The organism is Providencia xihuensis (assembly GCF_041953405.1).
Lineage (GTDB): Bacteria > Pseudomonadota > Gammaproteobacteria > Enterobacterales > Enterobacteriaceae > Providencia > Providencia vermicola.
In genome coordinates this window covers 3,155,993-3,170,267 of the sequence record NZ_CP169565.1, presented here as the reverse complement: position 1 = coordinate 3,170,267, position 14,275 = coordinate 3,155,993, and the positions used below count along the sequence as shown (strand labels likewise).

The 14,275-nt window shown below is 41.4% G+C and carries 10 protein-coding genes; 4 read left to right on the top strand and 6 right to left on the bottom strand.

Features of this window, described 5'->3' with window-relative positions; genetic code table 11:
• Positions 1-32: 32 nt before the first annotated feature.
• The 4 genes from pflA to ACE2AL_RS14240 form a co-directional block, all read right to left on the bottom strand.
• Positions 33-821, bottom strand: a complete 789-nt coding sequence (pflA, locus tag ACE2AL_RS14255) for a pyruvate formate lyase 1-activating protein (protein ID WP_375083626.1) — start codon at positions 819-821, stop codon at positions 33-35.
• 139 nt (positions 822-960) lie between these two features.
• Positions 961-3,243 (bottom strand): formate C-acetyltransferase, encoded by a 2,283-nt coding sequence (gene pflB, locus ACE2AL_RS14250; RefSeq protein ID WP_206085456.1) that lies wholly within the window; start codon positions 3,241-3,243, stop codon positions 961-963.
• A gap of 70 nt (positions 3,244-3,313) precedes the next feature.
• Positions 3,314-4,171, bottom strand: a complete 858-nt coding sequence (gene focA / locus ACE2AL_RS14245; protein WP_206085457.1) for a formate transporter FocA — start codon at positions 4,169-4,171, stop codon at positions 3,314-3,316.
• Between the two features lie 451 nt (positions 4,172-4,622).
• Positions 4,623-5,396, bottom strand: a complete 774-nt coding sequence (locus ACE2AL_RS14240; RefSeq protein ID WP_206085458.1) for an IclR family transcriptional regulator — start codon at positions 5,394-5,396, stop codon at positions 4,623-4,625.
• A 343-nt stretch (positions 5,397-5,739) separates the two neighbouring features.
• Here ACE2AL_RS14240 and ACE2AL_RS14235 point away from each other — a divergent pair, with 343 nt between their 5' ends.
• Genes ACE2AL_RS14235 through ACE2AL_RS14225 form a run of 3 tightly spaced genes read left to right on the top strand, consistent with a single transcriptional unit; the run spans position 5,740 to position 9,616 of the window.
• On the top strand, positions 5,740-6,633 hold the full coding sequence (locus ACE2AL_RS14235; protein WP_206085481.1) for a dihydrodipicolinate synthase family protein: 894 nt from the start codon (positions 5,740-5,742) through the stop codon (positions 6,631-6,633).
• A 50-nt stretch (positions 6,634-6,683) separates the two neighbouring features.
• Positions 6,684-7,997 (top strand): MFS transporter, encoded by a 1,314-nt coding sequence (locus ACE2AL_RS14230; protein ID WP_206085459.1) that lies wholly within the window; start codon positions 6,684-6,686, stop codon positions 7,995-7,997.
• Positions 7,998-8,020: 23 nt separating this feature from the next.
• A complete protein-coding gene (locus tag ACE2AL_RS14225) occupies positions 8,021-9,616 on the top strand; it encodes a UxaA family hydrolase (RefSeq protein ID WP_272538766.1) in 1,596 nt (531 codons plus the stop codon).
• 65 nt (positions 9,617-9,681) lie between these two features.
• On the opposite strand, the gene ycaO is transcribed toward ACE2AL_RS14225, so the two are convergent.
• Positions 9,682-11,436: a 30S ribosomal protein S12 methylthiotransferase accessory factor YcaO gene (gene ycaO, locus ACE2AL_RS14220; protein ID WP_206085461.1), complete on the bottom strand. Its 1,755-nt coding sequence runs from the start codon at positions 11,434-11,436 to the stop codon at positions 9,682-9,684.
• Between the two features lie 318 nt (positions 11,437-11,754).
• Between ycaO and ansB the strand changes: the two genes are divergently transcribed.
• Entirely contained in the window at positions 11,755-12,798 is a 1,044-nt protein-coding gene (ansB, locus tag ACE2AL_RS14215) for an L-asparaginase 2 (RefSeq protein ID WP_206088380.1), read from the top strand.
• A 96-nt stretch (positions 12,799-12,894) separates the two neighbouring features.
• On the opposite strand, the gene ACE2AL_RS14210 is transcribed toward ansB, so the two are convergent.
• Positions 12,895-13,689: an SDR family NAD(P)-dependent oxidoreductase gene (locus ACE2AL_RS14210; RefSeq protein ID WP_206085463.1), complete on the bottom strand. Its 795-nt coding sequence runs from the start codon at positions 13,687-13,689 to the stop codon at positions 12,895-12,897.
• Between the last annotated feature and the right edge of the window lie 586 nt (positions 13,690-14,275).

The window sequence follows — 14,275 nt, the reverse complement described above, 5'->3', positions numbered from 1 at the left end:
AAGAAGAGGCTCAATGTTGAGCCTCAACTTATTTAGTACATGACTTTGTGCCCATAACTTTCAAGAATGCTTTTGACGCGTTCCATCACTTCTTTTGATGGTGGTTTAACTCCATCAAGCTTGTATTCTTCACCCATGGTTTCCCATTTGTGTTTACCAAGTTCATGGTAAGGTAATAATTCGATTTTTTCGATATTACCCATGTTTTTCGTAAATTCGCCGAGCAGATGTACTGAATGATCATCATCACTCCAGCCTGGTACAACAACATAACGCACCCACGTTTTTTGATTACGTTTAGCTAAATATTGTGCGAATTCTAACGTTCGGTGATTGGAGACACCGACTAACTTTTGGTGAATATCATCGTTGATTTGTTTTAAATCTAACATCACCAAGTCAGTGACATCCATCAGTTCATCAATAACAGGATCATAGCGACGAACAAAACCGTTAGTGTCCAAACAAGTATGGATATTCTCTTTCTTACAGGCACGGAACCAATCACGGACAAACTCTGCTTGTAAAATAGCCTCACCACCTGAAGCGGTGACACCGCCGCCCGTTGCATTCATAAAGTGACGATAGGTGACCACCTCTTTCATTAATTCATCGACGGTGACAATGTTGCCGCCGTGGGTATCCCAAGTATCGCGGTTGTGGCAATACAAGCAGCGCATTAAGCAGCCTTGGAAAAAGACAATAAAACGAATGCCAGGGCCATCAACAGTGCCGCAAGATTCAAATGAATGAATACGGCCTAACGTTGCTGGCGATTCTGTTTTAGTGATATCGGTTGTTGTAATAATTTCGGCAGACATAGCAGGTACTCCAAAATATCCGTCATACTTCTAAGACTTTATGCATGAAATAGTGATTTGTAGTCTTTAACTGACAGTATAGATAAAAAGACCCCATAAAGCGGGGTCTTTAATTTACTTTATTTTAATGAGCTAATTATTACATTGAACTTGTAAAAGTACGAGTAATAACGTCTTGCTGTTGTTCTTTAGTCAGTGAGTTAAAACGCACTGCATAACCTGATACACGGATAGTCAGCTGCGGATATTTCTCTGGGTTTTCCATTGCGTCTAACAGCATTTCACGGTTCATGACGTTAACGTTCAAGTGCTGACCGCCTTCAATAGACGCTTCGTGGTGGAAGTAACCATCCATCAGACCCGCTAAGTTCGTTTTACGCACATCGTCATCTTTACCTAACGCATTTGGTACGATAGAGAAAGTATAAGAAATACCATCTTTCGCGTAAGCAAATGGTAGTTTAGCAACAGAAGTCAGTGAAGCTACTGCACCTTTTTGGTCACGACCGTGCATTGGGTTTGCACCTGGTCCAAATGGTGCACCAGCACGACGGCCATCTGGTGTATTACCTGTTTTCTTACCATACACAACGTTAGAGGTGATGGTCAGGATTGACTGAGTTGGTACCGCATTACGGTAGGTAGGCAGTTTCTGAATTTTCTTCATGAAACGTTCAACTAAGTCACACGCGATGTCATCAACACGTGAATCGTTGTTACCAAATTGTGGGTATTCACCTTCGATTTCGAAGTCGATAGCAATACCGTCTTCGTCACGAATTGGTTTAACTTTCGCATATTTGATTGCAGACAGTGAGTCAGCAGCAACAGACAGCCCCGCGATACCACAAGCCATGGTGCGATAAACATCACGGTCATGCAGAGCCATCAGCGAAGCTTCATAGCTGTATTTGTCGTGCATGAAGTGGATGCAGTTCAGTGCAGTGACGTACTGAGTTGCCAACCAGTCCATGAAGTGGTCCATTTGGTTCATCACAGTATCGAAATCAAGGACTTCGTCCATGATTGGTGCATGTTTAGGACCTACTTGCATTTTCAGTTTTTCATCAACACCACCGTTGATGGTATACAGCATGGTTTTCGCTAAGTTTGCACGCGCACCAAAGAACTGCATTTGTTTACCAACAATCATTGGGCTGACGCAACATGCGATTGCATAGTCATCGTTGTCGAAGTCTGGACGCATTAGGTCATCATTTTCATACTGAACTGATGAGGTATCGATAGACACTTTTGCTGCGAATTTTTTGAAATTCATTGGCAGTTTTTCTGACCACAGGATAGTCATGTTTGGCTCAGGAGATGGGCCCATGGTATACAGTGTGTTCAAGAAACGGAAAGTACTTTTCGTTACCAGTGTACGGCCGTCAAGACCCATACCTGCTAATGATTCAGTTGCCCAGATTGGGTCGCCAGAGAACAGCTCATCGTATTCAGGAGTACGTAAGAAACGTACCATACGCAGTTTCATGACTAAATGGTCAATCAATTCTTGCGCTTGTTGTTCAGTGATTTTACCAGCTTCTAAGTCACGTTGGATATACACGTCTAAGAAGGTAGAAACACGACCAAATGACATTGCAGCACCGTTTTGTGATTTAACTGCGGCTAAGTAACCGAAGTAAGTCCACTGTACTGCTTCTTGCGCGTTTGTTGCTGGTGCAGAAATATCGTAACCGTATTTTGCAGCCATTTCTTTCATTTGACCCAATGCACGGTGCTGTTCAGCAATTTCTTCGCGCAGTTGGATAGTCATCTGTAGGTCTTCACCTTTTTCTAATCTTTCTTGCAAAGAGGTGAATTGGTTAAATTTGTCTTTCATCAGGAAATCAATACCGTACAGCGCAACACGGCGGTAGTCACCGATGATACGACCACGACCATATGCATCAGGCAGACCAGTTAAGATACCTGATTTACGGCATTTTAAGATGTCTGGCGTGTAAACGTCGAAAACACCTTGGTTGTGAGTTTTACGGTATTCAGTGAAGATTTTTTTGATTTCTGGATCTAAAGTACGGTCGTAAGCTTTGCATGAGCCTTCAACCATTTTGATACCACCGAACGGGATAAGACCACGTTTCAGAGGAGCATCAGTTTGTAAACCAACGACTTTTTCTAATTCTTTAGTAATGTAACCTGCATCATGGGAAGTGATGGTTGAAGCAACATCTGTATCAAAATCAACAGGCGCATGCGTGCGGTTTTCGATTTTGATCCCTTCCATAACTTTATCCCACAGCGAGTCAGTTGCTGGGGTAGAGCCTGCTAAGAAAGATTCATCACCTTCATATGGAGTGTAGTTTTTCTGGATGAAGTCACGTACGTTGACGTTTTTCTGCCAGTCACCTTGGTTAAAACCTTGCCATGCTAAAGCGAATTTTTCATTTAATTCGGACATGATACTTTTACCTTTTAACAGTGGATCTTTTAGGGATCTTAATAAATCTTTTCGTGTGTGTCAGTGGCGATTAATGTTTCTGGCCACCACGTAAATGCATAAACCAATAAATGAGGCCGACTAAAAGTGCGCCGCCAATAATATTTCCGATAGTGACTGGAATTAAGTTATCTGTAATAAAATTTCCAATCGTTAAGTGTGAAAACTGCTCTGGTGCCATATTGATTTGTGTCCAATATTCAGCAGGAGCGAATTCTTTAATCATGATGCCCAATGGGATCATAAACATGTTGGCGATGCTATGCTCAAACCCACTGGCGACGAACATCGCAACAGGGAGAACTAATACCACCAGTTTATCGGTTAAACTGCGACCTGCATAACTCATCCAAACCGCCAGACAAACCATTAAGTTTGCTAAAATTCCGAGTGCAACAGCCTCAATAAAGGTGTGGTGCAATTTATGGCTACTGGTTTGTAAGACATTTAATCCCCATTGGCCATTAGCCGCAGTGTATTGCCCCGCAAACCAAATGATAGCCACAAAGAACAGCGCGCCAATTAAGTTGCCAATGTATACATTGAACCAATTGCGGAACATTTGTCCCCAGGTAATTTTACCTGTGGCTTTAGAAACGATAGTTAAGACAGTGGAAGTGAAAAGGTCGGCACCACAAACAACGACTAACATTAAACCGAGTGAGAAACAAATCCCACCAATCAGTTTGGTAAAGCCGTATGGTGCATCGGCAGCCCCAGTTGTTGCAGTAATATAGAAAACAAAAGCAATAGAAATAAAAATACCGGCAGTGAATGCTGACAAGTAAGTAATTGCAGGATGTTTGTTCGCTTTATAAAAGCCAGCATCATCCGCGACTTGCGCCATTACAGCAGGTGGCAATAAATTAAAAGGGTTGTCAGCTTTCATACCAACACTCTCTTACAAAGTTGATTAATTATAGCACGCAATAATAGTAACAAAGGGGATAAGTGATAAATTTGATATGGATCATGAACACTCGCAAGAATACCGTCTAAATGGTTAATTTTATGTTAAAATCAAGATTAACCAATTGAAATTTAAGCAATAAATATTTTTTAAATTTTATTAAAAATTTTTATAAAGAGCATTTTTAGTGATATGGAAAGTGAAAATATACATATAAATGTTAATTATTTAAGTGCAATATGATCCCTTTGCTAAGGTATTTAACTTATGTCTAAATTTAGCGCTAAATTTATTGATATAAACCTCAAAAACCATCTGTTAAATTTCCGCCAAATTGTCATATTTTGCTAACAATCAACAAAATGATACGGCATACAAAAATTGTTGTTCCAGATCATTTTAGACTATATATGCCAATATTGAATTTTTATTATTTATAAAATTCAATATTATCTAGCGTGTTAAGTTCTTGTTCGATGCGTTCGCGGCTGGTTAACAGCGTTTCGATGACTTGGGCTGTTTTTTCATCGTTACTGCGGAAGGTGGGGATAGACACACTGATAGCGGCAATAATTTTGTTTCGTTGGCGCAATGCGACAGCATAACAAATGGTTTCTTCATTAATTTCTTTATTATCAATGGCATATCCATTTTCTTTTACTGCGTTTAGTTGCGTACGTAATTGTGGCAAAGTATGAACACTGTATTGTGTCAGCGGGGTGAAACCTGCAGGGTAAAGTTGGGAAATTTGTTCGTCACTGTAGTTAACAATCATTGCCTTACCTAGCGCAGAATAGATAGCTGGTAAGCGAGTGCCAATACTGGAGACTAACTGAACTTTTTGTGCAGATTGTACTTTATCAATATACAGGACATCAGCACCATCTAAGATACCCATTTGGCAAACTTCATTACATTGTTCGACAATAAGCCCCATCTCGCGATGGATCATTTTCAGCCAATACGATTTTTCGAAGAAAACGCGAGAAAGAATGGAACAAGCGATACCAAGATAGTAAAGCTGGCTGTTATCATCGTAATTAATATAACGGTGCTCAACCAATGTTTTTAGAATGGGGTAAATAGTCCCTTTCAGAATTCCAGTCTTATCAGAAAGTTGCGTTAAAGATAGCCCCGTATTTTCTGCAGCCAATACTTGAAGCACCTCTAAAACACGAATTGTCGGCATGTGTCCTGTAGACATTAAATCACCTCCCTGATTAATTGTGCCGCTATTCTAGGTTCAAAACTGAGCTATGTAAATCACTAGCAAAAACCCATTTCTTTTCTAAATCTATCGAATGACATTGCGCTGTTGACAGCAAAAGTCGTGATCCTGTTCAAAATTTACCAATAAAAAATGACCTTCTTGTTTTTAATATAATCAGTAACTTCTTATTTATTTCTTTTTAATCAAATGATTAAGGTGTTTTTATTTTAACTTTGTTCAAATTTGACTCAATCCATTTTTCGTGGTTATTTAATGTTGTTTTTATTTATGAATAAGGTTTGTATATATGAACAACAACCAAGTGGAGCTATCACGTATGGAAAGTCGCTATATCACCCCTGTTGTCACTATTTTTGATGACAAAGGCCGCGTTGATATTGAACAAAATCGACAAGTTTATGATTCGCTTAGCACAAAAGTCTCGGGTTTTGTCACGATGGGCAGTACGGGGGAGTTTTTTGCACTCGATATGAACAGTTCGAAAACCTTGATTGACCTTTGTGGCAATTACCCCAAAAGGGATATGAAGGTCTATGCAGGAGCAAGTCGGTTAGATGTCAATGAATCGATTGAACTTGCCAATTATGCGAATGAGCAAGGGGTCGATGGGGTAATGATAATCAGCCCCTATTATTTTCCGTTAGATGACGAGGGTGTATTTCGCTTTTACAGCACAATAGCAGAAAAAACCTCAGCAAAAATATTTATTTATAACTTTCCTGAGCGTACGGGATACTCTGTATCACCTGAAGTGTGTTTACGCTTAGCAGATAAATACCCTCATATTATTGGCCTGAAAGATACCATTCCCGACACTAATCATACAGCGCAAGTCATTGATGTTGTGAAATCCCGTATTCCACACTTTGAAGTCTATGCAGGTTACGACAACAACTTTGCTCATGTCGTGTTATCAGGTGGAAACGGTTGTATTGGTGGCCTTTCAAATATTATTCCGCAGTTTTTTGCTTCATGGATGAACGCCTTTGCAAAAAGCGATTTAGCGCTCGTCGCTAAACATCAACAACGTGTTGACCAACTGATGGCGATTTACGGGGTGAATGCTCCCTTTATTCCAACGTTTAAAAAAGCGTTGCAACTGAAAGGAGTGATTAACTCAGACCGTTGTAGCTCACCATTTATTGGATTGAACAGTGTACAGACAGAGCAACTTCAGCAATTATTAGCACTGGCTGATTCACCGCTCTGATCTTTCCTATAACAACACAATAGAACATCTTACCGACAGGGAAAAATATCATGGCGACAACACAAGCTTATAACAATCCTGTTTTAAACTCTGCGATTAAAAAATCGTGGAAACGTTTAGTACCCCTGATGTTTATTTTGTATTTCGTTGCATTTATTGATCGGGTGAATGTTGGTTTTGCTAAAGATGCTATGCAGTTAGATATCGGGTTATCGGACTCTGCATTTGCGTTTGGGGCAGGGATTTTCTTTGCGGCCTATGCATTATTTGGTATCCCCGCAAACTTAATTTTAAATAAAATAGGTGCCCAAAAATGGTTGAGTATCACCACAATCATTTGGGGCGTACTCTCCGCGATGACAGGCTTTGTCACCAATGAAACCCAATTTATTATTTTGCGCTTCTTATTAGGGCTAGGGGAAGCAGGTTTCTATCCAGGAATTCTATTATTAGCATCAATCTATTTTCCTAATAATGTCCGCGGATCAGTGATTGGTATATTTGTTTTAGGGGTGCCATTAGCCTTGACGCTAGGTTCTCCACTTTCTGGTGCATTATTAGAGTTGCATGGCTGGTTAGGCCGTCCAGGTTGGTTCTGGATGTTTGTTATCGAAGGCTTGCCTGCGGTTGTTATTGGTATTTTTGCCTTCTTTTATCTGGATGATAGCCCTGAAAAAGCGCGTTTTTTAACCGACGAAGAGAAAAAGGCATTAACGGAGCAACTTGCCAAAGAAAATGCAAAAACAGAAACTACCTCTGTGCTTTCGGCGCTCAAAAATGCCAAGGTGTGGCACCTTGCATTGATTTACGGCACCATCCAAATATCCGTGTATGGCCTGATGTTCTTTTTGCCTTCCCAAGTGGCTTCATTAATGGGGGAAAGCTTAGGATTCAAACAATCGTTAGTGGCAGCTATTCCATGGGCTTGCTCAGCCTTTGGTGTCTATTATATTCCGCGCTTTGCCGACCGCCATCCAACAAAGCGTGTGGAAATATCTGTTTTGTGCATGTTAGCTGCGGCGGTGGGCTTAGCGTTATCTGCATTTGCCAGCCCAGTTTTTGCTATTGCAGCACTATGTTTAAGCGCGGTGGGCTTCTTATCGGTTCAACCTGTCTTCTGGACGTTTCCGCCTCAGTTACTCAGTGGTCCTGCATTAGCAGCGGGGATTGGTTTTTGTACCACTATGGGGGCATTTTGTTCATTCCTTGCACCTATCATCCGCGTTGAAGTGGATAAAGTAATGAACAGCAATACAGCGGGGATCATGACATTGTCAGTGATAACTGTGGGTTGTGCTGTGTTAATTGCGCTCCTTAAAAAGAACTCTCATAAAAATGGCCATAAAGTTTTGTCATCGAATTAATGGCAACAATTGGAAGGTGTGACATGCAAAAGATTTTACGAATTGATGAAAGCGACAACCTGATTGTTGCCTTAAAAGACTTGCACGCTGGGGAAGTTTACCATTGGGGCAATGAAGAAATTACCTTAGTCACTGACGTGAAGGCTAAACACAAATTTGCCTTAGAAGCGTTACCCATTGATGGTGTGGTATCGATGTATGGCACTGCAGTAGGTAAAGCGACGCAACCCATTGCAAAAGGCGAAGCCATTACGGTGAACAATATTCGCCATTATGCAGCTCCTGTTTCCTTAGAAAATGATTCACTATACGAATGGAAAGCACCTGATGTTTCCGCTTATAAAAAACGAACTTTTCAAGGATATGTACGAGGAGATGGGCGTGTAGGAACAGCAAATTACTGGCTAATTTTCCCGTTAGTTTTTTGCGAAAACCGCAATGTGACGAAATTAACCGATGCTTTAAATGATGCATTAGGCTACACCAATAATAGCTTAAAAAGCTTTGCACTAGACTTAACTGCAGGAACGCAAACGCCGACAGCAAAACCAAAGCTGTTCCCGCATATTGAAGGCGTTCGGTGCATTACTGTCACCAGTGGCTGCGGCGGTGCAACCTCGGACAGTAAAACCATGTGTGATGTGTTAGCAGCTTATGCAGACCACCCTAATGTGATTGGTATTACGGTATTTAGCTTAGGATGTGAAAAAGCGCAGCGCAAAATGTTTAAAGAATCACTGGCTGCACGTAACCCAAACTTTGATAAGCCTGCACTGTATTTTCGTCAACAAGAGTGGGATAGCGAAGAAGAAATGATGCAAACTGCGCTCAAACAAACTTATGAGTGCATGAAAGCGGTTAAGCCACAATCGAGGGTTGATGTGCCATTATCCCACCTAAAATTGGGCGTAAAATGTGGTGCTTCTGATGGTTTTTCAGGGATTTCAGGTAATCCTGCAATGGGGCTTGTTTCAGATTGGTTAGTCACGTTAGGTGGCGCATCTGGTTTGGCAGAGTTTCCCGAATTATGTGGTGCAGAAGGGGATATGGTGAAACGCTGCGTATCTTTCGATGACAAAAAGAAATTTCTCGAATTGATGGAACGCTATGAAAAAACGGCGAATTTCTTTAACACCACCATCGCGGATAACCCAAGCCCTGGAAATATTGCGGATGGCTTAATTACCGATGCGATTAAATCTACAGGTGCGGCAAAAAAAGGCGGCACTTCACCCATAAGTGCAGTGTGTGATTACGCAGAACCCATGCCAGAGAGCGGATTGTCACTGGTTTGTACGCCGGGTAATGATGTAGACGCGGTAACTGGGCTTGTTGCCGCAGGCTGTAATGTGGTGATTTTCTCAACAGGGTTAGGTACACCGACAGGGAACCCGATCGTGCCCGTACTAAAAATTTCGACTAATAGCGCAATAGCAGAACGTTTGTCCGACATGATCGACTATGACTGCGGTCCAATCATTGATGGGGTTCCATTGCCGACGATCAGTAAAGGGCTATTTGAACGGGTCATCGAAACGGCGAGTGGAGAATATCAGGTGAAAGCGGATCGCTTAGAACAATTTGATTTCTTATTGTGGAAGCGTTCGTTGGATTTATGATTTATCTACATCAATAACATGACAACAGGTTGATGGGGAAGGCTCCCCGCCAACCTGTGACTTAATTACGCGTTAGCGCGTTTGGCTTTTTGCAGTTTTTCATAAGCCGCAAGTAGTGCTTGATGAGCTGGCAGTGCTTTTAGCTCATCATCGATTGACCACAAGCCATAGAAGCAAGACTCTCCTGCAATTGCAGCAGAGGCTGCATCGACCGCTTCTTGCCCATACATACGGACAAATGCATTGTAGTATTGCGCAGGGTTTCTTTCTTCTTCTTGCGATAATAACAATAGCGTTTGCAAGCAACGATAATAGTTCGCACGTTCTGGCGTGAACACTGAACTGTTAAAGTCTTGTGTCCACTCAACCCATGCTAAAGCTTGTTCAAGGTCACCACCCGCAAGGGCTAACATTGATTTTAATTCACCGATACGCAGGTTGCTCCAACCATTATCTTTACCGACCGCTAAACCAAGCAATTCACGTACACGGGTGAAATCGTCTAAACCGTCATCATCCAACTGCTCAATCAGGGCAAGGTAGTCTTGCTTTTCCCATTGGCTATCAGGCAGGTTGATAATCGTATTGCGTAAATAAGCGCCCATTGCATTATTCGCAATATGTAAATCTTCAACAGGGTAAATATCTGACATACCTGGCACTAAAATACGGCACGCATAAACGCCTAAATGGTTATAATCTGCGATGTAAACCTCGGCATCTAACGTATTGAAAATACGGATAAGCGTCGCAAATTCTTCCTGCGTCGTACCTTTGAAGCTCCAATCTGCAAATTCATAATCCGCATCGTCTTTAAACAGATCCCAGCTAATTAAGCCACTTGAATCAATAAAGTGTGTTTCAAGGTTGGTGTGCTCAGCCACTTCTTCATCATCAAAGGTTGGTGCGTTAAACACATCTAAGTCTTTTAAGCCGCGGCCTTGTAATAATTCAGTAACGGTACGCTCAAGGGCAACACCAAAGTCAGGGTGTGCGCCAAATGAGGCGAAGCAAGTGCCGTTTTGTGGGTTAAACAACACCACGCAAATGACGGGGTATTTTCCACCTAATGACGCGTCGTAGCAGAAAATGGGGAAGCCTTCTTTTTCAAGGGTATCAATTGCTTCCACCACGCTTGGGTAACGAGCCATCACTTCTGTTGGAATAGTTGGCAAGCTTATGCTTTCTGCAATAATTTTATTTTTTACGAAGCGTTCAAACACTTCTGAAAGCCCTTGAACACGCGCTTCGTTAGCTGTATTACCCGCAGACATACCGTTAGAAACGTATAAGTTCCCAACGATATTCATTGGAATATAGACAGTTTTGTCATCAGATTGGCGTGTAAAAGGTAGCGCACAAATACCGCGTTCTTCGTTGCCAGATTGTAGGTCAATGAGTTGGCTTGCGGCTAATGCCTCATCAGGGTCATAGAATTTAATCAAACGATTGTCTAAAAGCCCTTCTGGTAGGCTGTCATCTTCTGTTAGTGGGAACCATTTTTCATTTGGGTAGTGAACAAAATCACCTTCTGAAATGGATTTACCTAAGTAGAAGTCAGCGAAGAAGTAGTTAGTCGATAAACGCTCGAAATACTCGCCAAGGGCAGAAGCTAAAGCGGCTTTTTTGCTCGCACCTTTACCATTGGTAAAGCAAAGAGGGCACTCTTTATCGCGAATATGTACTGACCAAACGTTTGGTACAGGGTTTAACCATGACGCTTCTTCAATATCAAACCCCAATTTTTTTAATTTGGTCTGGAATGCATCAATGGAGTCTTCAAGAGCGGCGTCTTTGCCGGGAATAAATGTTTGGCTCATTGTCAGTCACTTGTGAATAGAGTGTGTCAAACGGGCTATGATACGGATTTTTGTCGCAACCTCACGCTTTTTATTCATTAATAGACAAATCATCTTAATATTTATTATTTCTCCTAAAATAATTATATATACCCGAAATCCTTCAACTTGCAGCGGTGTTGACTACGCTTAGCTAGCCGAGTCACATAGTTTATCTATGCTCCCCGTCTATCTTCGCTTGTCGCCTACCTGCAACTCGAATTATTTGGGGTATAGATCACAATAAATTTAGCATAAACCCACATAATAACTGAAGTTTATTAATGAAAGGAAAATAGGATGAAAAACAGAAATAAAGCGCTGCTCGCAACACTGGTTTCACTGTTTACCGTATCTGCCGTCGCTTTACCGAATATTACGGTATTAGCAACGGGGGGAACCATTGCTGGGGGTGGGGATTCAGCAACTTCTTCTAGTTATCAAGCGGGTAAAGTGGGGATTGATGCGTTAATTAATGCAGTTCCAGAAACCAAGAAAATTGCTAATTTAAGCGGCGAACAATTGGTGAATATCGGTTCGCAAGATATGAATGACCAAGTTTGGTTGACGTTGGCGAAAAAAATCAACCAAGACTGCGATAAAACCGATGGCTTTGTGATCACTCACGGAACGGACACACTAGAAGAAACGGCCTTTTTTCTTGATTTAACAACCTATTGTAAGAAACCAATTGTGTTGGTCGGTGCAATGCGCCCATCAACAGCACTGGGAGCTGATGGGCCGCTAAATTTGTATAACGCGGTGGTGCTTGCAACGGATAAGTCAGCTGGTGACCGTGGCGTGCTAATGGCAATGAATGACAAGGTGGTTCAAGGCCGAAATGTGATGAAGATGAGCACCACAGAAGTCCAGGCATTTGATGCGGTTAACGCAGGTGCCGAAGGGTTTATCCACGATGGCAAAGTGACGTATTTCCAAGCTCCTCAGCCACGGGAAAATAACGCTGCGTTTGATGTGAGTAAACTCGATAAATTACCTGCAGTTGGTATTGTTTATAACTATGCGAATGCTTCCGCAGCACCTGTTAAAGCTCTAAGAGAAGAAGGGGCCGAAGGTATTGTTAGTGCAGGGGTTGGTAACGGCAACATGTACAAAACGGTATTTGATGCACTAGCAAAAGCGGCAAAAGAGGATGTGGTTGTAGTACGTGCTAGCCGTGTTCCAACAGGCTATACTACACGTAATGCAGAGGTCGATGATAATCTATATGGCTTCGTGGCATCTGAAAGGTTAAATCCACAAAAAGCACGCGTATTATTGCAGCTAGCGTTGACTGAAACTAAAGACCCACAAAAAATTCAAATGTTATTTGAAAAATATTAAGTGTGAAAGTTAAGGTAGCGGGGTGCAGGTTTTTGCCCCCCGTTAATTGTCTTGCTACTCGATAATCAATACATTAGGTAATAAGCTTACCGATGATTAAATAATATCGTCAATGACTCCGCCATCAACGCGTAATGCCGCTCCAGAGGTTGCAGAGGCTTGTTTCGAACATGTATAAACCACCATATTTGCCACTTCTTCCACAGACGCTACACGTCGAATAACTGAACTTGGTCTGTGCGCAACGACAAATTCGTTAGCGAGTGCTTCGATTGACTTACCTGTTCTCGCTGCTTCGTCTTCCATCAAATTGGCAAAACCATCAGAAAGGGTCGGGCCAGGGAGAACACTATTGACTGTCACACCAGTACCAGCAACATATTTAGCGAGTCCACGAGAAAGGGAGAGCATTGCTGTTTTTGTGACACCATAGTGGATCATATCCGCAGGAATATTGCGTGCAGATTCAGATGAAATAAAGACAACTCGCCCCCAGCCTTTTTCAACCATTGCAGGCAATAGGGCTCGAGATAAACGTACTGCAGACATCACATTGGTTTGCCAGTAATTATCCCAAGTGGCATCGTCGGTTGTGTAAAAGTCCTCAGCACCATAAATGCCAGCATTGTTGACTAAAATATCGATCTCTTTGATTTCACTGAGTAGCAGGTTGAGCCCCTCAGGGTGGCTCACATCAGCGACGGCTGGGGATACTTTAGCGCTAGGAAGCTCTTTTTGTAGGCGGGATACCGCATCATCAACACTTTTCTTATTACGACCGTTAATCAATACTTCTGCACCGCTACTTGCAAGCCCTTTTGCTATCGCAAAGCCGATACCCGCGGTTGATGCACTAATTAAGGCGCGTTTTCCTGTTAAATCAATATTCATTTTTGTACGCTTCTTGTTGAAATGGAAATTTCATAGTAGCAGATGAAAACAGGGGAATTATTCTCAATAATGCTATCGTATTATTGAGAATATTAATGCAGAAAAATCGAAAAATGATAAAGAATAATTACTATCAATTTATTCAAATGATTAAGCTAAAACAATAAAACGAATTTAAAAGACCTTATTTCATTTACCTTTCTCACAAAATTAAGTCAATGTGGTGATAGAACGCAAGCAATAGTACTTAATTTGGCGTGTTTGCATCATATCAAGGCAATTTATCCACGTGTTCTTAAGTTTAACCCTCTCTCTAATATCTATTTATTTATTATATTTATCAAACTGTTATATATTTTTAAATCATGAGTCATCATCTGTGATGGTGACTATTAATAAAAATTAATGTGCCGTTGATCATATTTTGGCAACAAAGCCAGTATCAGTGTTGATAATTCGCGTCGCAAAAAATAGGCTAATTACATCACAAGCAACATAAGTTGTTGTGAATATTTGGATTTAAATGGAAAGTTAAATCGTATTTCGGCCGAATAATAAAACATAAAAAATATTAGAGGAATACAAG

What these genes read in the sequence shown, in the direction of transcription:
- pflA (WP_375083626.1), bottom strand. Translation starts at nt 821, where the DNA reads ATGTCTGCCGAAATTATTACAACAACCGATATCACTAAAACAGAATCG.
- ACE2AL_RS14230 (WP_206085459.1), top strand. Translation starts at nt 6,684, where the DNA reads ATGGCGACAACACAAGCTTATAACAATCCTGTTTTAAACTCTGCGATT.
- ACE2AL_RS14235 (WP_206085481.1), top strand. Translation starts at nt 5,740, where the DNA reads ATGGAAAGTCGCTATATCACCCCTGTTGTCACTATTTTTGATGACAAA.
- ycaO (WP_206085461.1), bottom strand. Translation starts at nt 11,436, where the DNA reads ATGAGCCAAACATTTATTCCCGGCAAAGACGCCGCTCTTGAAGACTCC.
- ACE2AL_RS14225 (WP_272538766.1), top strand. Translation starts at nt 8,021, where the DNA reads ATGCAAAAGATTTTACGAATTGATGAAAGCGACAACCTGATTGTTGCC.
- ACE2AL_RS14210 (WP_206085463.1), bottom strand. Translation starts at nt 13,689, where the DNA reads ATGAATATTGATTTAACAGGAAAACGCGCCTTAATTAGTGCATCAACC.
- ACE2AL_RS14240 (WP_206085458.1), bottom strand. Translation starts at nt 5,396, where the DNA reads ATGTCTACAGGACACATGCCGACAATTCGTGTTTTAGAGGTGCTTCAA.
- pflB (WP_206085456.1), bottom strand. Translation starts at nt 3,243, where the DNA reads ATGTCCGAATTAAATGAAAAATTCGCTTTAGCATGGCAAGGTTTTAAC.
- focA (WP_206085457.1), bottom strand. Translation starts at nt 4,171, where the DNA reads ATGAAAGCTGACAACCCTTTTAATTTATTGCCACCTGCTGTAATGGCG.
- ansB (WP_206088380.1), top strand. Translation starts at nt 11,755, where the DNA reads ATGAAAAACAGAAATAAAGCGCTGCTCGCAACACTGGTTTCACTGTTT.